At 68.7% G+C, this 19,801-nt stretch carries 23 protein-coding genes; 17 read left to right on the top strand and 6 right to left on the bottom strand.

The window, feature by feature from the left end; translation table 11 throughout:
- Positions 1-126 precede the first annotated feature (126 nt).
- Positions 127-561, top strand: coding sequence for an Lrp/AsnC family transcriptional regulator (locus ACTOWK_RS05795; protein ID WP_441329234.1), 435 nt, complete (start codon positions 127-129; stop codon positions 559-561).
- A gap of 97 nt (positions 562-658) precedes the next feature.
- Here ACTOWK_RS05795 and ACTOWK_RS05790 read toward each other — a convergent pair whose 3' ends face one another.
- A complete protein-coding gene (locus tag ACTOWK_RS05790; RefSeq protein ID WP_441329233.1) occupies positions 659-1,678 on the bottom strand; it encodes a polysaccharide deacetylase family protein in 1,020 nt (339 codons plus the stop codon).
- A 99-nt stretch (positions 1,679-1,777) separates the two neighbouring features.
- A complete protein-coding gene (locus ACTOWK_RS05785; protein ID WP_441329232.1) occupies positions 1,778-2,104 on the bottom strand; it encodes a hypothetical protein in 327 nt (108 codons plus the stop codon).
- A gap of 267 nt (positions 2,105-2,371) precedes the next feature.
- Between ACTOWK_RS05785 and ACTOWK_RS05780 the strand changes: the two genes are divergently transcribed.
- From ACTOWK_RS05780 to ACTOWK_RS05765, 4 genes are all read left to right on the top strand, one after another.
- The gene (locus ACTOWK_RS05780) at positions 2,372-2,953 is read left to right on the top strand and encodes an RNA polymerase sigma factor (RefSeq protein WP_441329231.1); all 582 of its coding nucleotides are present in this window, start codon (positions 2,372-2,374) and stop codon (positions 2,951-2,953) included.
- Complete coding sequence (locus ACTOWK_RS05775; protein WP_441329230.1) at positions 2,950-3,441, top strand: hypothetical protein; 492 nt, start codon at positions 2,950-2,952, stop codon at positions 3,439-3,441. Before ACTOWK_RS05780 ends, ACTOWK_RS05775 begins: the two co-directional genes overlap by 4 nt.
- 447 nt (positions 3,442-3,888) lie before the next feature.
- Positions 3,889-4,446, top strand: a complete 558-nt coding sequence (locus tag ACTOWK_RS05770; RefSeq protein ID WP_441329229.1) for an RNA polymerase sigma factor — start codon at positions 3,889-3,891, stop codon at positions 4,444-4,446.
- 188 nt (positions 4,447-4,634) lie between these two features.
- The gene (locus ACTOWK_RS05765; protein ID WP_441329228.1) at positions 4,635-4,871 is read left to right on the top strand and encodes a RebB family R body protein; all 237 of its coding nucleotides are present in this window, start codon (positions 4,635-4,637) and stop codon (positions 4,869-4,871) included.
- Positions 4,872-4,919: 48 nt separating this feature from the next.
- On the opposite strand, the gene ACTOWK_RS05760 is transcribed toward ACTOWK_RS05765, so the two are convergent.
- A complete protein-coding gene (locus tag ACTOWK_RS05760) occupies positions 4,920-5,672 on the bottom strand; it encodes a hypothetical protein (protein WP_441329227.1) in 753 nt (250 codons plus the stop codon).
- On the opposite strand from ACTOWK_RS05760, the gene ACTOWK_RS05755 reads away from it, so the two are divergent.
- The 7 genes from ACTOWK_RS05755 (at position 5,665) to ACTOWK_RS05725 (ending at position 11,494) form a co-directional block, all read left to right on the top strand.
- The gene (locus tag ACTOWK_RS05755) at positions 5,665-6,117 is read left to right on the top strand and encodes a hypothetical protein (protein WP_441329226.1); all 453 of its coding nucleotides are present in this window, start codon (positions 5,665-5,667) and stop codon (positions 6,115-6,117) included. The two genes, ACTOWK_RS05760 and ACTOWK_RS05755, sit on opposite strands and share 8 nt — an antisense overlap.
- 81 nt (positions 6,118-6,198) lie before the next feature.
- The gene (locus ACTOWK_RS05750) at positions 6,199-8,433 is read left to right on the top strand and encodes a hypothetical protein (RefSeq protein ID WP_441329225.1); all 2,235 of its coding nucleotides are present in this window, start codon (positions 6,199-6,201) and stop codon (positions 8,431-8,433) included.
- A gap of 48 nt (positions 8,434-8,481) precedes the next feature.
- Entirely contained in the window at positions 8,482-8,838 is a 357-nt protein-coding gene (locus tag ACTOWK_RS05745; RefSeq protein ID WP_441329224.1) for a hypothetical protein, read from the top strand.
- Positions 8,835-9,548 carry a hypothetical protein gene (locus ACTOWK_RS05740; RefSeq protein ID WP_441329223.1) on the top strand — a complete coding sequence of 238 codons (714 nt, stop codon included), beginning with the start codon at positions 8,835-8,837 and terminating at the stop codon, positions 9,546-9,548. The genes ACTOWK_RS05745 and ACTOWK_RS05740 overlap by 4 nt, the downstream gene beginning before the upstream one ends.
- A gap of 103 nt (positions 9,549-9,651) precedes the next feature.
- Positions 9,652-9,975 (top strand): RebB family R body protein, encoded by a 324-nt coding sequence (locus ACTOWK_RS05735; protein ID WP_031371092.1) that lies wholly within the window; start codon positions 9,652-9,654, stop codon positions 9,973-9,975.
- Positions 9,976-10,115: 140 nt separating this feature from the next.
- Positions 10,116-10,451 (top strand): RebB family R body protein, encoded by a 336-nt coding sequence (locus ACTOWK_RS05730; RefSeq protein ID WP_441329222.1) that lies wholly within the window; start codon positions 10,116-10,118, stop codon positions 10,449-10,451.
- A 269-nt stretch (positions 10,452-10,720) separates the two neighbouring features.
- Entirely contained in the window at positions 10,721-11,494 is a 774-nt protein-coding gene (locus ACTOWK_RS05725) for a Crp/Fnr family transcriptional regulator (protein WP_441329221.1), read from the top strand.
- Between the two features lie 62 nt (positions 11,495-11,556).
- Here the strand turns inward: ACTOWK_RS05725 and ACTOWK_RS05720 are convergent, their stop codons facing one another.
- Positions 11,557-12,399, bottom strand: coding sequence for an arylesterase (locus tag ACTOWK_RS05720; protein ID WP_441329220.1), 843 nt, complete (start codon positions 12,397-12,399; stop codon positions 11,557-11,559).
- Between the two features lie 78 nt (positions 12,400-12,477).
- On the opposite strand from ACTOWK_RS05720, the gene ACTOWK_RS05715 reads away from it, so the two are divergent.
- Positions 12,478-13,215, top strand: a complete 738-nt coding sequence (locus tag ACTOWK_RS05715) for an ABC transporter ATP-binding protein (protein ID WP_441329219.1) — start codon at positions 12,478-12,480, stop codon at positions 13,213-13,215.
- Between the two features lie 5 nt (positions 13,216-13,220).
- Positions 13,221-15,725 carry an ABC transporter permease gene (locus tag ACTOWK_RS05710; protein ID WP_441329218.1) on the top strand — a complete coding sequence of 835 codons (2,505 nt, stop codon included), beginning with the start codon at positions 13,221-13,223 and terminating at the stop codon, positions 15,723-15,725.
- A gap of 95 nt (positions 15,726-15,820) precedes the next feature.
- On the opposite strand, the gene ACTOWK_RS05705 is transcribed toward ACTOWK_RS05710, so the two are convergent.
- Both ACTOWK_RS05705 and ACTOWK_RS05700 read right to left on the bottom strand, forming a co-directional pair.
- On the bottom strand, positions 15,821-16,078 hold the full coding sequence (locus tag ACTOWK_RS05705) for a hypothetical protein (RefSeq protein WP_441329217.1): 258 nt from the start codon (positions 16,076-16,078) through the stop codon (positions 15,821-15,823).
- A gap of 117 nt (positions 16,079-16,195) precedes the next feature.
- Positions 16,196-16,972 (bottom strand): hypothetical protein, encoded by a 777-nt coding sequence (locus ACTOWK_RS05700; protein WP_441329216.1) that lies wholly within the window; start codon positions 16,970-16,972, stop codon positions 16,196-16,198.
- Positions 16,973-17,061: 89 nt separating this feature from the next.
- Between ACTOWK_RS05700 and ACTOWK_RS05695 the strand changes: the two genes are divergently transcribed.
- Genes ACTOWK_RS05695 through ACTOWK_RS05685 form a run of 3 tightly spaced genes read left to right on the top strand, consistent with a single transcriptional unit; the run spans position 17,062 to position 19,533 of the window.
- Complete coding sequence (locus tag ACTOWK_RS05695; protein WP_441329215.1) at positions 17,062-18,141, top strand: class I SAM-dependent methyltransferase; 1,080 nt, start codon at positions 17,062-17,064, stop codon at positions 18,139-18,141.
- Positions 18,138-18,839 (top strand): pseudouridine synthase, encoded by a 702-nt coding sequence (locus ACTOWK_RS05690; RefSeq protein WP_441329214.1) that lies wholly within the window; start codon positions 18,138-18,140, stop codon positions 18,837-18,839. Before ACTOWK_RS05695 ends, ACTOWK_RS05690 begins: the two co-directional genes overlap by 4 nt.
- Entirely contained in the window at positions 18,832-19,533 is a 702-nt protein-coding gene (locus tag ACTOWK_RS05685) for an HAD family hydrolase (RefSeq protein ID WP_441329213.1), read from the top strand. The genes ACTOWK_RS05690 and ACTOWK_RS05685 overlap by 8 nt, the downstream gene beginning before the upstream one ends.
- The last annotated feature ends 268 nt before the right edge of the window (positions 19,534-19,801 follow it).

Below are 19,801 nucleotides of genomic sequence, written 5' to 3'. Positions count from 1 at the left end.
CGGTTCCGGTCGGGGCGCGGGGCGATGGCTTATCGTGCGCATTCGCGTGCGCCGGTCTCAACCCGGCAGAATGCCGGTCAGGCCGGCGGTGCTGCCGGCGACCTCGCCGGATGGGTGGCCCTCGCGATGAAGACGCTCGACGAAACCGACCGCAAGCTGATCGCGCTGTTGCAGGACAATGCGCGCTCGTCGACGGTCGCCCTGGCCAAGGCCGTCGGCCTGTCGCGCAGCACCGTGCAAGAGCGGCTGCAGCGCCTGGAAACCGCCGGGGTCATCGCCCAATACACGGTGCGCCTGGGCAGCGGCGGCGACCCACTGCGGGCCTGGTTGCTGCTGCGCTATGGCGAGGGCTTCAGTTGCGACGACGTGGTGCCGCCGCTGGCGCAGTTGCCGCAGGTGCGCCTGATCCACAGCGTCGCAGGCGAGATCGACCTGATGGTGCTGGTCGAAACGCATTCGCCGAGCGAACTGGCGGACCTGCGCGAGCGGGTCGCCGCGCTCAAGGGCGTCGACGATGTCACCACCGTGCCGGTGTTGCGCACGGCCCTGGATCGTTCGTGACCGCGCCCGGCTTTGGGTAGGAGCGGCGCAAGCCGCGACCGCGACACTCAAATGCCAGCGACGGCCGCGGCTAACACCGCTCCTGCACCAGCAGCGCTCATTCCGATTCGATCTCGGCCAGCTTCATCACCCAGGCCGGCGTCTGCGGTTCGCCGACGAAGAAGCTCGCCGGCCTGTGCTCGCCGATCGCCCAGCGGTGCAGCCAGCTCGGTCCGGCGGGCCCAAGGTAGGCGTCGGCGCGCTCGAAGGCGGGGTCGCGCATCGCTTCGTCCAGGCCGACGAAACGGTAGCCGCGCTTGCGCACCATCGCGACCAGCTCGCCATAGGTGTCGGCATTGAGCAGATTGGCGTGGATCAGCCAGATCTGCGGCAGGGCATAACCGAGCAGGGCGGTCGACTGTCGTTCGTAGTAATCGAGCTTGCGGCCCATGTGCTGGACGTAGTCGCGACGCAGCTTCGCCTTGAGCTTGCGCGCCTCGCGCTTGGAGCCATCGGGCGATTCGCCGACGCGCAGGTAGGCGGTGGCCCAGATCCAGTCGGTGTTGTCGGCGGTGACCGGGGCGATGCGATAGCCGTGTCCGGCGAGGAAGCGCTGCAGATCGGCCTTGTCCTGGGCGCTGCGACCGGCGCGCAGATAGGGATGGCGGAACCAGCGCGGCGGCTCGCGGCCGGCGCGTTGCAGCACGGGCCGCAACTGCCGTTCGCCGCGCAGGATGTCGGCCTGGTAGGCCGGCAGACCGACCTCGTGCAGATCGAGATGGCCGTGACTGTGGTTGCCGAGCTCGGCGCCTGCGTCGAGCCAGTCGCGCAGCATCGCCAGGCGTTCCGGCTGGACCTGGCCGTCGTGTTCGAGCTTGCCCTCGTTGACGAAGCCGATCGCCGGGACGCCGGCGCGTTCGATCGCCGCGACCAGGCGGCGATGGCCGTCGATCGCGTCGGCGCTGGGCACCGACGGCAACTGCGCCCAGGGCAGATCGTCGACGGTCATGACGATACGGCGGTCGAGAGTATCGCGTCGCTCGGGAGCGTCGGCCGCGGCGCCGGCCAGCGACGGCCATGAGGCGACGACGGCGAACAGGCAGGCAACGAGCAAAGGCAGCGGTGCGAGCGGGCGCATGCGGGGGGCTCCGGGGCGGAAGCGGCGATCATCGCCGCGTCCGCACCCGCAGGAAACCGCCTTTCGGCCGAAGCCGGCGCTAAGCCCCTACGACTTTGGTCAATTCAGCTTGCGCGAAATGAAGTAGTAGGCGAGATTGCCCAACCCGCAGGCGCCGAGCAGCACTGCGACCATGCCTGGGCTGGCTTCGCGCCAACCGGCGGCTTCGATGATGCCGAAGGCGGCGGCCAGCAACACCATGACGATGCCCCAGCGCAATGCACCGTGGCGGCGACGGATGTCCTCGTCGCGGGCCATCGAGCGCAGCAGCTCTTCGGCGCCGCCGGTCGAGAGCAGTTTGTTGCGAAAGCGCGCCTCGACGACGATCTTGATCGCGAAGACGATGCAGACGAACAGGGTGATCGGGATAAGTAGCTCGAATTGCATGGAGGCGGTCTCCTCGGGTTGGGGTTCGGGACGATTGGCGTTCGGGGCAATGGATACAGGCAGCCGGCGTTCGGTTGCAGGCCGGGTCGCGGGCGCCCGGGCCGGCGGTCGTGCCGGCAGTGAGGCGGGTCGGGAGAGCGGCGCCGCCCGGGGCGGAAGCCCGGGCCCGGGGTTCCGGCCGGGCCGGGCAGAAGTTGACCGTTGTCATATCGCGATGGATATCGTCGTCACTGCAACCGATTGCGCCCAGGCCGCATCTTCAGTGCGATGACCGGCCTCCCCATCAACGACGACCGCAGCCTGGTCGCTGCCGTCCTGGCCCAGGCGCCGGGCGCTTTCGAGCGCCTGGTGCGGGACTATCAGGGGCTGTGCTGGCACATCATCCAGCGCATGGTGCGGCACCCCGACGACACTCGCGAGCTATGCCAGGAGGCGTTCCTGCGCGTGCACCAGTGCCTGCATCAGTACCGCCACGAGAGCCCGCTGAAGTCGTGGATCGGCCAGGTCGCCTATTCGGTCGCCAAGCGCCATCTCGAACGTAAGCGCATTCCGATCCTGGAGGTCGCCGACGACGAGGACGCCTTGTCGCCGCTCGACCTGGTCAGCGACGGCTTCGATCTGGAGGCCGCCTGCGCCGACGAGGAGATCGCCGCCGGCCTGCACGCGGAGATCGAAGCGCTGCCGCCGCTGCAACGCACCTTGTTGACCCTGTATCACCTCGAAGAAGTACCCATCGGCGAAATCGCCAGCATGACCGGCCTGGCCGAGGGTACGATCAAGAGCCATCTGTTCCGGACTCGCGCCCGCCTGCGCCAGCGCCTCGAAGCCCGGTTGGGAGAATTCGCATGAACCGCAACGGCATTCCGTCCGATCACGAACCGCGCTTCGACGACGAACCCATCGCGCGCGAATGGCGGCTGCAGGAGCGCGCACTGCAGGAAGAGCGCGCCGGCATGCCGATGGGCGCCGACGATCCGCGCCTGGCCCAGTACCGTTTGCTCAGCCGGGCGCTGCGCGCGCCGGTGATGGAGCCGATTCCCTACGGTTTCGCCGCGCAGGTGGCGCGCCGGGCCGAGTCCGCCGCGAACGCGGGCGACCGCCTCGAACGTCTGTTGCAGAGCGGACTGCTGGGCCTGTTGCTGGTGGTCGGCGTCGGCATGATGCTGGCGACCAGCGCGAACTGGCTGCCCGCGCTGCAAGCGCCGTTGCAGACCTTGCCGCAAGGCAGCGTGTCCTGGGGCCTGGTGGTGGCGGCATGCTGCGCCGTGACCTGGGGTTGGGACGGCGCCTTGCGCGGCCTCGGGTGGGACGGCGCCGGCCACGCCCGCGCCGCCTGAGCGGGCTTGCCGCGATCGCGCACGCGCACCGCGGCATGACGCTGTCGCATTCGATCGACGCCGCGACGGCGAGGATCTGTGACGCAATCGCGTCTGCGGCGCATTCATCGAGCGCGCTGCGATCGGTTCGCGACTTGCCCGCGGCTCTGCGGCACGGCTCGACGATCGTTTGAAACGCCGCCGCGACGTGTCGTGGCGCACGCGCCTTCCGTGACGCCCGCAGCCTTGCCGCCTCGCGCGCGCAACGGCATCCGACGCGTATTGCGGACATCGGCGATGGTGACGAAATCGCAACACCTCGACGAAAACCCAAACGGAAGTCGCGTATCGCGACGGGGTGCGCACTTCATCGCCCTCAGCAGCAGGCGCGTGTCACCCAAGTAACAGCCATCGCCAGACCCCCTAACCAGACTCGCTCTCAGGTGCTCGACACAGGAGAAGCGAGTGATGGAACGTCCCAAGACTGAGCGCGACGACTTCAAGGTCGCCGATGAAATGTTCGCCAACGCATGGCGGATGTGCCTGCCCGAGTTGGAGGCGCGCTCGCGCCGCTTCGCCGAGGGCCAGCGCGACCAAGCCGAGGAGCTGCTGGCCAATACCGCGATCAAGGCTCTGCTGTTCATGCGCCGCGCGCCGCAGACCGTGACCGATCCCTGCGGCTTCCTGTTCGTGGTGTTGCGTCACGTCTTTCTCGACAGCGTGCGCCGGCGCGGACGCGACCGCGAAGTGTTCGACCGCAACCGCGAGATCGACAGCGAAGCCAGCGGTTTCGCCCACGACGGCCTGTCGGCGCTGCAGAAGCTCGAACTCGACCAGCAGCTCGACCGCGTCGTCGCCGCGGTTTCGCGCTTGAGCCGCGAGCAGCGCCGCCTGTTCGCCTATCGCTTCATCGACGATCTGCCGTATCCGGTGATCGCCCAGAAATTCCAGATCAACCAGCCGCTCGCGCGCAAGCGCGTGGAACTGCTGCGCAACCGGCTCAAGACGGCGATGGCGCGCGAGTGAGCGGGTCCGGCGGGCGGGAAAGGCTGCTCGCTCCGTGACCTGCCGCCGCATCGGGGAAATCGCGCTTCACAACAGTAGTGGCCGGGCGTTCCTCCCAATCAGACCCACGACGAATAACGGAATGCACAGCGCGATTCAGGCGCCGGTCATGCCGATCCCTCCAAACCGCAGCATTCAAGGACAGGCTCATGGCCGAAGAGACCTCCGTCAATTCGCAGATCACCGACGCTGTTACTCAAACCAACGTCAAGGTGGTCGCCGAAGCGCCCGCGCAAGCGATCGCATCCCTCTATCAGGTCTCCAGCCACTCGGCCGGCCTGTCGCTGCAGAACGCCGTGCACAGCCAGCAAGTGCTCAACCAGATCTCGAGCGCGGTAGTGTCCAAGGCGGTCGCGCTGATCATGGCGATCGGGGAGAAACCATGACCTGCGTCGCGTCGGCGCCGACGCCGGCGGGGCGAGCGCATGAGCCTGTCACTCGTCGCGCGAGCGCCTGGCGATGAGACCAAGGCCCGGCAAGCACAAGAATGCGTCGGGCAAGAAAACGGCTCGTAGCGCGACCGCAGCGTCCCCGCCAGCACCGTCCGCACCGTCGGGGGCGAGCACCTCGCCCGCGCCGACATCCTCCACCGCGACGGCCAGCGTCACGCCGCCCGTTGCGGCATCCGCTGCCATACCGCCTATAGCGATACCCGCCGCCATGACGATCAACGCCACCACTCCGCCCGCACCGATCGATCCGCCCGCCAGCGATGCGGCCGCGGCCAGCGCGACCGCGGCGACCCCGGCACCGGCTGTCGCCGCGCCCGTTGCCGCGCCCGCAGCGCCGGCCGTACCCGCCGCACCTGCCGCGCCCGATCCGGCGAGCGTGCCGGCCGCGCCCGCGGCACCGCCAAGCGCTGCAACTGCGACACCGAGCGAGGCGACGGCCGCTCCCGCGCCTGCGGCGACGCCCACCGATGCGCCGGCTACGACGCCGGCCGACGCGAGCGCAAGCGCGAGTCCCGCGACGCCGGCCGCTGCCGATCCGAACGCGCCGGCCGCGGCCGCGGCATCGCCGTCGGCCACCGCTGCGCCGGCAGCGACGCCCGCCGCCGCGTCGTCTTCCAGCGCAGCCGCGACGCCATCCTCGGCCGCCACGGGTACGACACCGCCGTCGCCACCTCCGTCGACGCCGCCGCCGTCGCCGTCGCCGCTGGCCGCGGCGCGCAGTCTGGCGATGGCCAAGAGCGGGGATCCGTCGGTACCCGATCCGCCGCCGACGGATGCGCTCAATCAGCAGATCGTGCAGGCGGTGCAGTTCACCAACGCCGAGACCGCCTCGTATGCACCGTCGCAGATCGCGACCGGCCCGGACATGATGATCAGCCAGGCCGCGGGTCTGGTGGCGCAATCGGCCGCGGCGTATTTCGACGGGGTCAGCAAGATCGCGCTGGCCAGCCAAGGCATCCTGATGCGGCAGATGACTCAGGACCTGGTCGACAACCAGCTTGAGAAAGCCGCCGAGGACGCGCTGGGCATTCTCGCCACCGACATCCTCATGGGCGCGGCCGCCGCCGTCGCCGCCGCGGCCGGTGCGATGGAAGCCGAGTCGGCGAGCTTCGCCATCGACCGCATCGACTCGAGCATCGCCAAGTACTCCTCGCTGCTGCAGAACCGCAAAGGCAGTTGACCGCCGCGCCGTCCCGCGCGGGCGTGAACCCACGCCCGCGCCGGACCACCTTCGCCGCATCCCACCCACAGGACCCAGGCCGTGGCTTATTTCGCCTTGCCTTCGCTGACGTTGCCGAGTTACCGCTTCGACTACCACAGCCGTTTCGCCGGGATCCTGCCGGTCGAGGATGCGGCGTCGGTGGCCAGCGATGCGCTGCAACTGCAAGTCGCGTACAAGGTCCAGGGCCGCGACGGCACCGCCGAGGTACAGGCCACGGTCGCCATCCCCCAGGGCCGGCAGTTGTCGCTGGCCGGGCTGTTCGGCGGCGCAGCCGACGACGCCCAGGCCGGGCGTGGCGTCTTGTCGCTGTTTCTCAAAGCGCTGTTGTTGATGGAGCAGAGCAATCCGCTCGCCAGCCTGGCCGCCAGCGGCAATCGCGCACGCTACGAGCGCGGCGAATGCATCGCCGAGGACATCTACATCGCCTGCGTCTGCCTGACGCGGTGGTTGGGCCTGAACCTGCGCCGCGGCATCGCCGCCACCGATCCGGTGTTATACAAGACCGTGCGCGACGCGCTCGAAGGCCTCGCCAAAGGGGCGAAGCCCAATACGCCTAATGCGGCGGCCACGCTCGACCAGCTGATGCCGGCGCTGCGTTACTTCAACCGCAAGATCTACAGCGCCGGGCAGTACACCCCGTTCGACGACGCTTACTTCGCGCGTTCGTTCGCGATCGACAAGCTGCGCGCCGAACCCGACGGCGAAACGCGCTATCTGCAGTGGATGGCGATGAGCCTGCTTTATCTCGAACAGCAGGGCGTCGCCCACCTGCAGACCGCCATCGGCGCGGACGAGATCCACGCGGCCAATGCGGTGGCGGCCAGCTACAACCAGGCGCGCCAGACTCAATACAAGCTGTTGGCGCAGACGGCGGCGGGCGGCGCGGAGGTGCTGGAGCGCGATCTCGGCAGCCGGATCCTGCCCCTATTCGAGGACCCGGCCTTGGGCGAGGTGATCGGCATCGATCTGTCGGTCAGCGAGAACCGGGACGGCCACTACGCCGAGCTGTTCGCTTTCCTGACCGCGCAACTGCAGCTCCAACCGGGCCCGGAGTTGACCCGTTTCTTCGGCGCCGGCGCCGGCACCCGTGCCGTGCAGCTGACCAATCACCTCCAATGCGGTGGAGGCATGGGCGTGTGTTCGGACAACCGTTCGGCGATCGGCTATGCCATGGCCTACTCGCTGCGCCTGCCGGGCACGGGTTTCTATCGCGCCTATTCGGACTATGTATTCGCCTGCCTGGGCGCAGCCAAGGGGCGGCAAGCCGAAGACGCGCGCGACGTCGCCGGTACGTCGGCGCATCGCGCCTACGATGCCGCCGGACTGCTCGAGGAGATGTTCCGCGACGACCGCCTGACCTGCGACGGCCTGACCCTGCGCCGCTACGCTGTCGCCAGTGCGCACACGCGCGAGCGGGTCGACGCCGCCGGCAAGCGCAACACGATGGCCTTGTGCGAATCGTTCGACCTGCCGTCGTCGGAGCAGGGCCCGAGCTATTACGAGCTGTTGACCGCGAACGCGAGCCTGCTGGGTTTCCGCCTCGGCGACGCCTGCCACTACCGCAGCTTCGTCGCCGCCAAATACCCCTTCATCGCCTTCGATACCCATCCCTCGGCAGGGTTCGCATCGGCCGAGGGCGAGCGTTTCGATGGCTATGTCGATACCGACGTGTTGCGCGCGGCAGCCGACACGCTGATGTTCGCCGGCCTGCAAGCCCTGAACGGCATCCAGATCGCCCAGCTCGTGAGCCTGGTGCGCAGCGCCGCTTCGCTGGACGAGCTGTTCGTCGCCGGCAAACCGGTGATCCAGGAGCAACTGGCTGCGGCGATGGCGCTGATCGGCAGCGTCGCCAACCTCGACCGCGCTTACGCCGCGTTCCAGACCCTGGTCGAAACCCTGGTCGGCGACAGCGGCCTGCGCAGCCTGTGGTTCGCGGCGCTGACCCGGGTCCTGAACCTGTTCATCAACTGGCGTTCCTACCTGCTCGGTTCCGATGCGCAGGGCGTCGAACACAGCGATATCCAGGAAGAATTCCTGCGCACGGTCGTGCTGCTGGCCTACGAACTGGTGCCTTTCGACGCCTCCGCGCCGGGCCAGGCCAACCTCGGCGTGCAACTGCAGCAACTGGTCGCCAGCGTCTCGGCGGCGTATTGGCAGGCCACGGTCGGCCCGCTCGCGGGCCTTGCCGGCACGCGTCAAATCACCGCGGCGATCGCCGGTTACAAGGCGCCGGCGTCCGTCGTCACCGTCACGCGCAAGCCCAGCCCGGCCTGATCGGCGACCGCATTGCGTATCGCATCCCTTGTAAGACCGGAGTTCGCAATGGACGAGAATCTGCATTACCTGCTGCACGAAGAACTGGAAGGTCTGTTCGATCTGCCGGCGGCGAAGGCTGCGCAAGTCGCATCGGAGCAGGCCATCGCGATGGTGCATGCGGCATCGCGCGAGGCGTTGGAACACCTGGCCGAGCCGGTGTCCATGCCTGCCGAAGCCCCGGCACCGGCCGCCGACGGCGACGAACTGATCGAACGCTTCCTGCGTCCCGACGTGCTCGATGCGCTGACCAAACTGGCCGGGGTGTCGCCCGAGCAAGTGCTGACCGCTCTGGCCAAGCTGGTCGGCGTGCAGCCGCAGCAGGTGCTGGGCGCGTTGGTGAAGCGGTTGGGTGCGCACCGATGACCGCCGTCGCCCCGGATACGACCTTCGCCAGCGCAGCCGCCGTCAATGGCGCCGCCGTCAACGGCTCCGCGCTCGGCAAGGCCGTCGATCCGATCCGTACCGAATTGGATCATCGCGTCGACCTGTTGGCCTTGCACGTGCTCGGCCGAAGACTCAGCGACGGCGAACGCATGGAGGTGGGCTCGGTGCTCGATGCGATCGATGCCGACTCGAAGGCGCGCGCGGCCGCCGCGCCGACGGTCGGGCAACTCGGCCGTTCGCAGGCCGGCAACCTGATCGAGTCCGGTCGCCAGCGCATCGAGGACGTGATCGAGCAGAGCCTGCGCCGCACTCAGGCGACAGTGCGCAAGGACGCGCGCGCCGAGCGCGAGGCCGAGGCCGCCGTGCTCGGCGCGGTCGAACGCGCGACCTCGCTCGACGACCTGCGCCCGCCCAAGCCGCAGCCGGGCAACCCCGGCGGCGCCACCGGCGAGCGGCCGATGATCGCGCAGATCGCCGACCACCTCGCGCATCTGGTCCATCTCGAAGTCGAGGCCTGTTTCGACAAAAAGTTCGGGCCGCTCGCCAAACAACTGCAAAGCGTGATCGACGCCGCGAAGGACAACGGCCTGATCCCGAAGACCCAGGATTCCGCGCCATCGGACCAGTCGCGTGCCGATGCGGAAAACAGCGGGAATACTGCTGCGAAACCCGATCGGAACAACAACTAAAACACGCCGCAAAGGCGCCGGCATCGGCTTCACAACGCGATAGATGACTCGTTCTTCCACCACGTACGGCATCGGCCGTACTCATTCCTCCAAGGAGTTCAACATGGCTTTCCCTACCGCCGTCAACGATCAAATCACCGATGCTGTCACCCAGTCCAACGTCAAGGTCATCGGCGAGGCGCCTGCCTTCGCGATGGGCTCGATCTACCAGTCGATGGCCCATTCGACCGGCATCCTGTTCGAGAACGCCGTGTCCGCGCAGCAGCAGCAGAACACGCTGGCCCAGGCGGCGGCCAACCAGGGCGTGATGCAGATCTACAGCCTCGACACCACCGCCGCCGCCGGCGCGACCGAAAAGATCGCCCAGACCGGCGTGTCCGACAACCTGACCAGCCTGCTGACCGTGCTGCGCGCGTTCAAGCCGTAATCGGTCCGACCCGCAGCCGTCGTAGCCGTTCGGGTCCGACCGTAACGGTCGGGCCGCAGATGCCGGCCCGCGCTCCCGCCGAGCCGGGCCGGCATCCGGGTTCATCCGCTTTCCACTAATCCGCAACCGAGGATTTCTTCATGGCCTTTCCTACCGCAGTCAACAACCAGATCACCGACGCCGTCACCCAGTCCAACGTCAAGGTCATCGGCGAAGCGCCGGCCTTCGCCATGGGCTCGATCTTCCAGGCCGCCGCGCACTCCACCGGCATCCTGTTCGAGAACGCGGTTTCTTCGCAGCAGCAGCAGAATTCGCTGTCGCTGGCCGCCGCCAACCAGGGCGTGATGCAGATCTACAGCGTCGACACCACCGCCGCCGCCGGCGCCACCGAGAAGGTCGCCCAGACCGGCGTGTCGGACAACCTGTCCAGCCTGTTGACCGTGCTCACCTCGTTCAAGCCGTCGCCGTACGCGTAATCCGCAAGGGACACGATGCCGGGCCGTTGCTGGCGCCGGCATCGTACCGGCTCCTGCGTGCCGGGTTCGCGCTGGCGGCGCCGCAACGGCGCCGCACCTCCGATACAGCTCGATCGACGGATCTCGACGCTCGCCGCAGGCTCCGAACGCAGACGATCCACAGGGGGCGTTATGCAACGTGCCATCGGCCGCATGCGCGGCCATCATCATCGCGGCCTCGTCGCCGCCCGGACTTACGCAACCGCCAGCTCGGGCACGCGGCCGCCCGTATGTGCGTGACACTCGAAGACAACATCGCCGTGCGCCGGCGCCGCTGGGGCCTGGATCGCTGCAATCTCCTGCGCGGTTTGCCGGCGACGCTGCTGGAACACATCGCCCGTCATTCCACCGAACTCAATCTCGAAGAAGGCGATGCGCTGTTCTTCAAGAACGATCCCAGCGACTTCCTCGCCTTCGTCATCCACGGGCGGATCTACAAGCTGCTGTACGGTCCCGATGGCCAGGAGCTCATCGTCGACACCATCGAAAGCGGGGAAACGGTGGACGAAACGCCGTTGCTCGACACCCACTCGCACACCTTCACCGCGGTGGCCTACAGCCCGACCCGCATACTGTTGCTGTCGCGCCGCCATTTCCCCAGCCTGACCGCCGACCCGGCGGTGATCGAACGCGCCCATGCCTCGTTGTGCATGCGTTTGCGGCAAGCGGTGGAAAGCCTGGAGACGATGTGCCTGCATCGTCTCGAATCGCGTCTGGCGAGGTATCTGTTGTCGCTGATGCGATCGCAGACGCGTCCGCGCGAGGACAGTTTCGAGGTGGCCTTGCCGCCGACCCAGAGCATTCTGGCGGCGATGGTCAATGCGAGCCGGCCGAAGTTGAACGCGCAGCTGCAGACCTGGCATCGCAGCGGTCTGGTCAGCCGCAAACGCAATATTCTGCGCATCAACGACATCGACCAGTTCCGCTGCAAGGCCTATCTCGGCCGCGATGCCGACCGGCCGCACGCACGCGCGCGTTCGACCGCGGCCCGTCACAACGCCTGAGGCGGACGCCGTGGCGCCTGCGTCGAGCCGGCTTTAATCAGCCCGCTCTCATCAGCTCGGTCCTACTTCAGCATCGGTCCGAGCCGGGTCCACACGTGATCGCGCAGCTTCGGCTGCGCGCTCGCGATCGGGTGCAGGTTGTCGGCCTGGAAGGCGGTGCGGTCGAGAGCGATCGGTTCGAGCAGGAACGGCAGCAGGACGGTGCCGTGCCGGCTCGCCAGTTCGCGGAAGTTGCGCTCGAAGCCCAATGTGTACTCCTTGCCGAGGTTCGGCGGCATGCGCATGCCGATCAGCAGCACCTGCGCCTTGGCCGCTTTCGCTGCGGCGATCATGCGTTCGAGGTTGGCCCGGCTCTGCGCCAGCTGCAAGCCGCGCAGGCCGTCGTTGGCGCCGAGTTCGATCACCACCACGCTAGGGCGGTTACGCTGCAGTTCGCCGGCGATCCGCGAGGCGCCGCCGGCGGTGGTTTCGCCGCTGATGCTGGCGTTGACGACTTTCCAGCCGGGCTTGGTCTTGGCGATGCGTTCGGCGGTGAGCGCGACCCAGCCTTGCGAGGCGGCCAGGCCGTAGCCGGCCGACAGCGAGTCGCCCATGAACAGCACGGTGCGCGCCGCCTTGGCGGTCGGCGCGGCGAGCGCGGGCTTGGCCGGCGTTTTCGAGGCCGCCGCGGGCTGGGCCTGCAGCGGCGCCCAGGCGGTCAGCATTACGGCTGCGGCCAGCAGCGCGGCGCGGGCGCCACGACCAACGGCCCATTGAACGCGGCCCGGCGATGCCGCATATCGTTGTTTCCCGGGCGCGACATCGGCGGCGGGGCCGCGGGTGCGGATGCGATCAGGGGCGGTGGTGCCGGCGTCGTCGCGATGCCCGGTGTCGGGGCCCTCGCGGTTGCGGTTCTTAAAACTCATTTAATAACGTCTCCCGAAGATACGGCGAGGCAAGCAGATAGGACGATCATGGCAGCTTCCAACCTGGCTGATTCGATCATGGCCGATTCCATCGTGAAGGGCAGCGACGAGACGCACGCTGAAGCGGCGGTGCGCGCGCCGGCAGCGGTGCCGACGCTCGAGGTCGACCGGCTGAGCAAGCGCGTGGCCTTGCCCTCGGGCGAACTCACGATCCTCGATGGGGTCGGATTTTCGATCGCCAAGGGCGACACGGTCGCGATCGTCGGTGCCTCGGGCTCGGGCAAGAGCACCCTGCTGTCGTTGATGGCGGGCCTGGACTCGCCGAGCAGCGGCACGGTCACGCTCGACGGCGAACCGATTTCCTCGCTCGACGAGGACGGCCGTGCGCGCGTGCGCAGCGAGAAAGTCGGCTTCGTGTTCCAGAGCTTCCAGCTGTTGCCGTCGCTGACCGCGTTGGAAAACGTGATGCTGCCGCTGGAATTGCGCGGCGACCGCGATGCGTTCGCGCCGGCGCAGGCGATCCTGGCCAAGGTCGGCCTGGGCCAGCGCCTGGATCACTACCCGCGCCAATTGTCCGGCGGCGAGCAGCAGCGCGTCGCGCTCGCGCGTGCCTTCGTGACCCGGCCTGCGTTGTTGTTCGCCGATGAACCCACCGGCAACCTCGACACCCACACCGGCCAGGCGATCATCGAATTGCTGTTCGAACTCAATGCTGATGCCGGCACCACCCTGGTGCTGGTGACTCACGACGAACACCTGGCCGAACGTTGCCACCGCCGCATCCGCCTCGACAGCGGCCGCCTGGTGCAGGGGTGAGCGGCATGCCCCGCACCGTGTCGCTGGCGTGGCGACAGCTGCGCCGCGACCTCAAGGCCGGCGACGTGCGCATCCTGCTCGCGGCGCTGGTGCTGGCCGTGCTGGCGGTGACCGCGGTCGGCTTCGTCACCGATCGCGCCGAACGCGCGCTGACCATCGAAGCCAATCGCCTGCTCGGCGGCGATGCGGTGATCCGTGCCGATCATCCGATCGAAGGCGCGCTGCGCCGGGCCGCGTCGGTGCCGGCGCTGCGTCGCGCCGAAGCCACCGAACTGCAGACCATGATCCGGGTCGGCGAACGCCTGCAACTCGGCGATCTGCGCGCGCTCGGCGAAGGCTTTCCCTTGCGCGGCAGCTTCCGCATCGTCGACCGCGCCGGCGGCGCCGAACGCGATGCGCAGGGCGTGCCCGCGGCCGGCACGGTGTGGATGAGCCGCGCCGGCGCCGACACGCTCGGCGCGCAGATCGGCCAGAGCATCGCGATCGGCGATTCCAGCCTGCGCCTGGCGGCGCTGGTCGTGCAGGAGCCGGATGCTTCGCTGGATTACTTCAACATCGCGCCGAAGGTATTCCTCAACGCCAGCGATCTGCCTGCGACCGGGCTGGTCCAGCCCGGCAGCCGCATCCGCTATCGCCTCGTCGTCGCCGGCGCACCCGGCGCGGTCGAACGCTTCATCGCCGCGGCCAAGCCCGCGCTGCAGCGCGGCCAGCGCCTGGAAACCATCTCCGATGCGCGCCCGGAAGTGCGTTCGGCCCTCGACCGTGCCGGCCGTTTCCTCGGTCTGGCAGCGCTGGTCTCGGTGGTATTGGCGGCGGTGGCGGTGGCGATGGCCGCGCGCCGGCACAGCGAACGGCATTTGTCCGGCACCGCGGTGATGCGTTGCCTGGGCGCCAGCCAACGCACCCTGGTCGGCATCCATGTCGGCGAAATGGTGCTGCTGGGTTTGCTCGCCAGCGCGATCGGCGTTGCGCTCGCCTTCGGCCTGCAATGGCTGATCGGTGGATGGCTGGAACAGGCCTTGAAGATGTCGATCCCGGGCGCGGGCTGGTTGCCGGCGGTGCAGGGTTTCGGCGTCGGCATGGTGGTGCTGCTCGCCTTCGGCGCGCCGCCGGTGCTCGCGCTGCGGCGCGTGCCGGCCCTGCGCGTGCTGCGTCGCGATCTCGACCCGACCGAGCCCAGCGCCTGGGTGGTGGCGATCGTCGGCCTGCTCGGCCTCGGCGCCCTGCTGTGGTGGAAGGCCGGTTCGGTCGCGCTCGGCGCGGCCATGCTCGGCGGCATCGCCGCGACCCTGGCCGTGCTCGCCTTGCTGGCCTGGGGCCTGATCGTGGTGGTACGGCGCCTGCGTTCGCGCTTGCGCGGCAGCCTGCGCTACGGCCTGGCCAACGTCAGCCGCCGCGCCGGCACCAGCATCGCCCAGGTCTCGGCGCTCGGCCTGGGACTGATGGCCTTGCTGTTGTTGACCTTCGTGCGCACCGATCTGCTCGACCGCTGGCAGCTGTCGCTGTCGGCCGACGCGCCGAACCGTTTCATCATCAACGTGCAGCAGGACCAGATCGCCGACGTGCGCCGTTTCATCGGCGAACAAGGCCTGCCGGCACCGACCCTGTTTCCGATGATCCGCGGGCGCCTCGTCGCGTACAACGGCAAGGCCGTCACCGGCGCCGACTATGCCGAGCGCGGCGAACGCGCCAAGCAACTGGCCGAGCGCGAATTCAATCTGTCGGTCGCCGACAGCCTGCGTTCGGACAACAAGATCGTCGACGGCAAATTCTGGACGGCACGCAAGCTCGCCAAGCCCGAGGTCTCGGTCGAGGAAGGCTTCGCCGAGGAACTGGGCTGGAAGCTCGGCGACAAAGTCGGTTTCGACATCGCCGGGCAGAATTTCCAGGCTACCGTCACCAGCCTGCGCAAGGTCGACTGGGAGAGCTTCCGCCCGAACTTCTTCGTGATCGCCTCTCCGGGTTCGCTCGACGGCTATGCGGCGAGCTACATCACCGCGATGAACGTGCCGGCCGAGCGCACGCGTTTCACCTCGCAGTTGGTCGAACGCTTCCCGAACCTGTCGGTGATCGACATCGACCAGGTGCTCAAGCAAGTGCGCAGCACCGCCGACCAGGTCTCGACCGTGGTCGAGGTGGTGTTCTATTTCTCCCTGGTCGCCGGCGTGCTGGTGTTGATGGCGGCGGTCAGCGCGAGCCAGGACGAACGCTTGCTCGAAGGCGGGGTGATGCGGGTGCTCGGCGGCAGCCGGCGCCAGTTGCGCCTGGCCCAGGCCTCGGAGTTCGCGGCGATCGGTCTGTTGTCCGGTTTGACCGCGGCCATCGCCGCCTCGGTGTTGGCCGGCGTGGTCGCGGTGCAGGTGTTCGACCTGCCCTGGGAATTCGACGCGCGCATGGCCGCGTTCGGCGCTGCCGCCGGTGTGCTGGCGGCCTTGGCGGCCGGCATGTTCGCCACCCGACGCGTACTCGACGCGCCGCCGTCGGTGACCTTGCGCGAATTGCAGGGCTGATCGCGGATCGCCTCTATATCGAGCCCCTCTCCCGCATGCATGCGGGAGAGGTTGGGGGGAGGGCCGCGCAACGCGCAGGCTCACCGGGGTTCAGTTCATTCGCTGACCTGCGGCTCCGCCTGGAACCGTCGCGCATAGCCGCGCTCCTCGGCGACCCGCTCGACTTCGCCGTCGGCGAGGTCCGGTGCCGCGTATACCGCGTAGACCGTATCGCTCTGCCGTAAACCGACGTGATGCAAGCGGTAACGCGCGTGGCCGCTGCCGGTGTTGGGCGGGTAATGGCGCGGCGGCGCGCCGTCGTCGAGATCGAGTTCGCTGTTGTCGACGGTGCCGCCGATGAAAAGGGCTCGCATCGTGAGTCGCTCCTGAGGCTGGACGATGTTCCATCCTCGCGGGCGCGGCGTTGCGTGGCGATGAAGCCGCTGTTGCGCAGTCGCAACAACGCCGCAGCGCGAACCCGCCGACTACGATCACTCGCCCGGCGAAAGATGCCCGGAAAACACCCGGTGCCGCGGGTGCAGGCGCAACCACAGCGTCTGCGCCAGCAACAGCAGGCCGATCGCCACCGCGCCCCAGGCCGCGATCTGCGCACCGTGCAAAGGCGATGCGGATTGTTCGACATACACACCGGCCAGTCCCCACAGCGCGGCGATCGCATAACCGGCATTGCCGCGCATGCGTGCGTTCAACAGCAACAGCAGCGCGGCGGCCGCGGCCAGCAGCACCAGGCTCCAGACCAACATGTCGTCGGTCGGCAGCAGGCGATAGGCGACGATGACCTGGGCGGTGTTCAGGAACGCGGCCAGGCTCAGCCAGCCGGCGTGCAGGGAAATCGGGAACTTGGCCCAGGCGACCTGTCCGGGCAGGGGGTGGCCGTCGCGCGACAGCAGCACCGCGCAGCGGGCCAGGCAGGCCAGGGCGAGCCAGATCACCCCCAGGGCCAGCCAGAACCACTGCTGGGAGAAGATCGGCATCCACAGCGCGGTCAGGGTGAAACCGGCGGCGGCGGCCGGGCGCAGCCGGCGCAGGCTGTCGGCGCCGCGATAGCGTCCACGCAGCTGCCAGAAGGCGAAGATCAGGTCGCCGAGGAAGATCGGGCCCCAGATGGCGAAGGCGTAGCCGGCCGCGACCAGCAGGGTGGGGTAGCGGTCGGAGATCGTGCCGTTGTCGGGGCCGAATACGCCCTGTTGGGAAAACCAGGCCACCGTGGGCATCAACAGGGCCGCAATCAGGACGGGCAGGCGCATGAAGCATGCATTCCGTTGGATGCGATGCCGACACCCTAGCGCGGTCGCGCGTAAAATCCGTGCGATGACCGCCATTCAGAATTCCCCGCATGCGCGTTGACCGCTCCGACGACGCGCTCGACACCCTCTTCCAGCCGCTCGCCGATGGCGTGCTGCGCTGGCCCGAACAGGGCGGCGCGCTGTTCCTGCACGCGCGCGACGGCATCGGCCTGCGCCAGCAGCCGCGTCCCGGCCTGGTCTGCGAACAGGGCTTCAAGCCCGAGGTCGACGCCTTGCACCGCGCCGGCCTGGACACGGTCGACCTGGACACGCTCGATCCGGCCCGGCGATTCCCGCTGGTGCTGGTGCTGCCGCCGCGCCAGCGCGACGAGGCGCGCGCGCTGTTCGCCCAGGCGATCGCGCGCACCGCGCCCGGCGGCCGCGTGCTCGCCTGCATGCGCAACGATGAAGGCGCGCGCTCCGGCGAGACCGACCTGGGCCGCATCGCCGGCCCGGTCGGCAGCCTGTCCAAGCGCAAATGCCGCGCGTTCTGGACCGCGCCGCTGGACGGCGCGGCGGATCCGGCCCAGGCCGCGGCCTGGGCCGCGTTCGACCAGCCGCGCGAGATCCTCGGTGGCCGCTTCGTCAGCCGCCCCGGGGTGTTCGCCTGGGACCGCATCGACGCCGCATCGGCCTTGCTCGCGGCGCATCTGCCGAGCGATCTGCGCGGCCGCGCGGCCGATCTCGGCGCCGGCTACGGCTATCTGTCGGCCGAATTGCTGGCGCGCTGCCCCGGCATCGTCGCCGTCGACCTGTACGAAGCGCAGGCGCGCGCGCTGGAGCTGGCGCGGACCAATCTGTCGCGCGTGGCGACGAGCGCCGAGCTTGAGTTCCACTGGCACGACGTCACCGCCGGCCTCGATCGCGGCTACGACGTGATCGTCAGCAACCCGCCGTTCCACGGCCAGGGCCGCGATGAGCGCCCCGACCTCGGCCGTCGCTTCATTGCGGTGGCCGCCGAAGCGCTGAACCCCGGCGGCCGGCTGTGGCTGGTCGCGAACCGTCACCTGCCTTATGAATCGGTGCTCGACGAACGCTTCGGCCAGGTCCGCATCGTCGCCCAGCGCGGCGGCTTCAAGGTCGTCGAAGCGATCAAGCACACCAAGGCTTCGGCCAAGGCGCGCGCATGAAACTGGTCAAGCTGATCGCCAACCTGGGCTATGGCAGCCGCAAGGACGTCACCGCGATGTTCCGCTCCGGCCGCATCACCGATGCCCAGGGCGAGGTGTTGTACGCCGACGACAAGGTCGCGCACGAGGCGATCCGCCTCGACGGCGAGCCGCTCGATCCGCCGGCCGGCCTGACCCTGCTGTTGCACAAGCCGGTGGGTTACACCTGCTCGACCAAGGACCCCGGGCGCATCGTCTACGACTTGTTGCCGCCGCGTTTTCGCGCGCGTTCGCCGTTGTTGTCCTCGGTCGGGCGGCTCGACCGCGAGACCAGCGGCTTGCTGTTGTTCACCGACGACGGTGGCCTGCTGCACCGGATCGTGTCGCCGAAGGCGCAACTGGCCAAGGTCTACGAGGCCACGCTCGCCGCCGATCTGCGCGGCGACGAGGGCGCGATCTTCGCCAGCGGCGAGCTGCTGCTGGAGTCGGAACAGACGCCGCTGGCGCCGGCCGGGCTCGAAGTCGTCGCTCCGCGCCAGGCCCGGCTGACCCTGACCGAAGGCCGTTATCACCAGGTGCGGCGCATGTTCGCCGCGGTCGGCAACCATGTCGACGCCCTGCACCGCAGCCGCATCGGCGGCTTGTCGCTGGGCGATCTGCCGAGCGGGCAATGGCGCCGGCTCGACGCCGCAGATATCGAGACCTTGTTCCGTGGCTGAGTCCGACCTGCCTGCGATCGATTTCGTCCCCGACGCGGTGTTGTTCGACATGGACGGTCTGATGCTGGACAGCGAGCGTGCGATGCTCGAGACCTGGCGTGCCGCCGCGGTGGAGGAATCGGTCGAAGCCGACGACGCGCTGTGGCTGAGCATGGTCGGCATGCACGACCGCGCCAGCCACGCAATGCTCGCCGAGCGCCTCCGCGCCGACACCGCGTTGCGCCTGCGCGACGCCGGCGACCGCCTCTACGATGCGCGCGTCGCTGCCGGCCTGCCGCTCAAGCGCGGTTTGGTCGAACTGCTGGACCTGCTCGATGCGCATGGCATTCCGAAGGCGATCGCGACCTCGACCCGCCGCGAACGCGCGCTGGCGAAGCTGACCTCGAGCGGGTTGATCGAGCGTTTCGCGGTGATCGTCACCGGCAGCGACGTCGAGCACCCCAAGCCGGCGCCGGACATATATTTGTTGGCCGCGTCGCAGCTCGGCGTCGACCCGCGGCGTTGCCTGGTGCTGGAAGATTCCGAGCCCGGCGTGCGCGCCGCGCTCGCCGCCGGCGCGACCCCGATCCAGGTCCCCGACCTGGTCCCGCCGCGCGCGGAGTTGCGCGGCCTGGGGCACCGCATCGCCGATTCGCTGGTGCAGGCGCGCGCCTTGCTGGATACGGCGTTGGGTGTGCGGGCTTCTGCGGGCTGATTGGGCTGCGTGGGAGAGCGAGCGCAGCGGCAAAAGCAGCGGCAAAAGCAAATCCCCCCTGGCCCCCTTTTCCAAAGGGGGGGAAGCGCTTCGGGGTCTTCGTCATCACGTGTAGTCACAGCCCGCGAACTCCCAAGCCGCTGCGAACGCTTTGGCCTTCGCGAACCGTCACCCTTCCAGCGAACCACACCAAGCCGACATGGCTGTTCCCCCTTTGGAAAAGGGGGCAGGGGGATTTGCTCTACCCGTCGCCATCGCAACCCGCCAA

It is taken from the genome of Lysobacter sp. CA196, from assembly GCF_052078695.1.
In the GTDB taxonomy this organism is placed as follows: Bacteria; Pseudomonadota; Gammaproteobacteria; order Xanthomonadales; family Xanthomonadaceae; genus Lysobacter.
Note: the sequence above shows the minus strand (reverse complement) of the source record. Positions and strands in the feature narration are given on the sequence as shown.

Bases quoted from the DNA above. Each gene is read 5' to 3' on its own strand.
- ACTOWK_RS05790 (WP_441329233.1), bottom strand. From the start codon at position 1,678: ATGCGCCCGCTCGCACCGCTGCCTTTGCTCGTTGCCTGCCTGTTCGCC.
- ACTOWK_RS05710 (WP_441329218.1), top strand. From the start codon at position 13,221: ATGCCCCGCACCGTGTCGCTGGCGTGGCGACAGCTGCGCCGCGACCTC.
- ACTOWK_RS05745 (WP_441329224.1), top strand. From the start codon at position 8,482: ATGGACGAGAATCTGCATTACCTGCTGCACGAAGAACTGGAAGGTCTG.
- ACTOWK_RS05740 (WP_441329223.1), top strand. From the start codon at position 8,835: ATGACCGCCGTCGCCCCGGATACGACCTTCGCCAGCGCAGCCGCCGTC.
- ACTOWK_RS05700 (WP_441329216.1), bottom strand. From the start codon at position 16,972: ATGCGCCTGCCCGTCCTGATTGCGGCCCTGTTGATGCCCACGGTGGCC.
- ACTOWK_RS05775 (WP_441329230.1), top strand. From the start codon at position 2,950: ATGAACCGCAACGGCATTCCGTCCGATCACGAACCGCGCTTCGACGAC.
- ACTOWK_RS05770 (WP_441329229.1), top strand. From the start codon at position 3,889: ATGGAACGTCCCAAGACTGAGCGCGACGACTTCAAGGTCGCCGATGAA.
- ACTOWK_RS05690 (WP_441329214.1), top strand. From the start codon at position 18,138: ATGAAACTGGTCAAGCTGATCGCCAACCTGGGCTATGGCAGCCGCAAG.
- ACTOWK_RS05695 (WP_441329215.1), top strand. From the start codon at position 17,062: ATGCGCGTTGACCGCTCCGACGACGCGCTCGACACCCTCTTCCAGCCG.
- ACTOWK_RS05785 (WP_441329232.1), bottom strand. From the start codon at position 2,104: ATGCAATTCGAGCTACTTATCCCGATCACCCTGTTCGTCTGCATCGTC.
- ACTOWK_RS05730 (WP_441329222.1), top strand. From the start codon at position 10,116: ATGGCCTTTCCTACCGCAGTCAACAACCAGATCACCGACGCCGTCACC.
- ACTOWK_RS05735 (WP_031371092.1), top strand. From the start codon at position 9,652: ATGGCTTTCCCTACCGCCGTCAACGATCAAATCACCGATGCTGTCACC.
- ACTOWK_RS05765 (WP_441329228.1), top strand. From the start codon at position 4,635: ATGGCCGAAGAGACCTCCGTCAATTCGCAGATCACCGACGCTGTTACT.
- ACTOWK_RS05780 (WP_441329231.1), top strand. From the start codon at position 2,372: ATGACCGGCCTCCCCATCAACGACGACCGCAGCCTGGTCGCTGCCGTC.
- ACTOWK_RS05705 (WP_441329217.1), bottom strand. From the start codon at position 16,078: ATGCGAGCCCTTTTCATCGGCGGCACCGTCGACAACAGCGAACTCGAT.
- ACTOWK_RS05795 (WP_441329234.1), top strand. From the start codon at position 127: ATGAAGACGCTCGACGAAACCGACCGCAAGCTGATCGCGCTGTTGCAG.
- ACTOWK_RS05715 (WP_441329219.1), top strand. From the start codon at position 12,478: ATGGCCGATTCCATCGTGAAGGGCAGCGACGAGACGCACGCTGAAGCG.
- ACTOWK_RS05725 (WP_441329221.1), top strand. From the start codon at position 10,721: ATGTGCGTGACACTCGAAGACAACATCGCCGTGCGCCGGCGCCGCTGG.
- ACTOWK_RS05720 (WP_441329220.1), bottom strand. From the start codon at position 12,399: ATGAGTTTTAAGAACCGCAACCGCGAGGGCCCCGACACCGGGCATCGC.
- ACTOWK_RS05755 (WP_441329226.1), top strand. From the start codon at position 5,665: ATGGCCAAGAGCGGGGATCCGTCGGTACCCGATCCGCCGCCGACGGAT.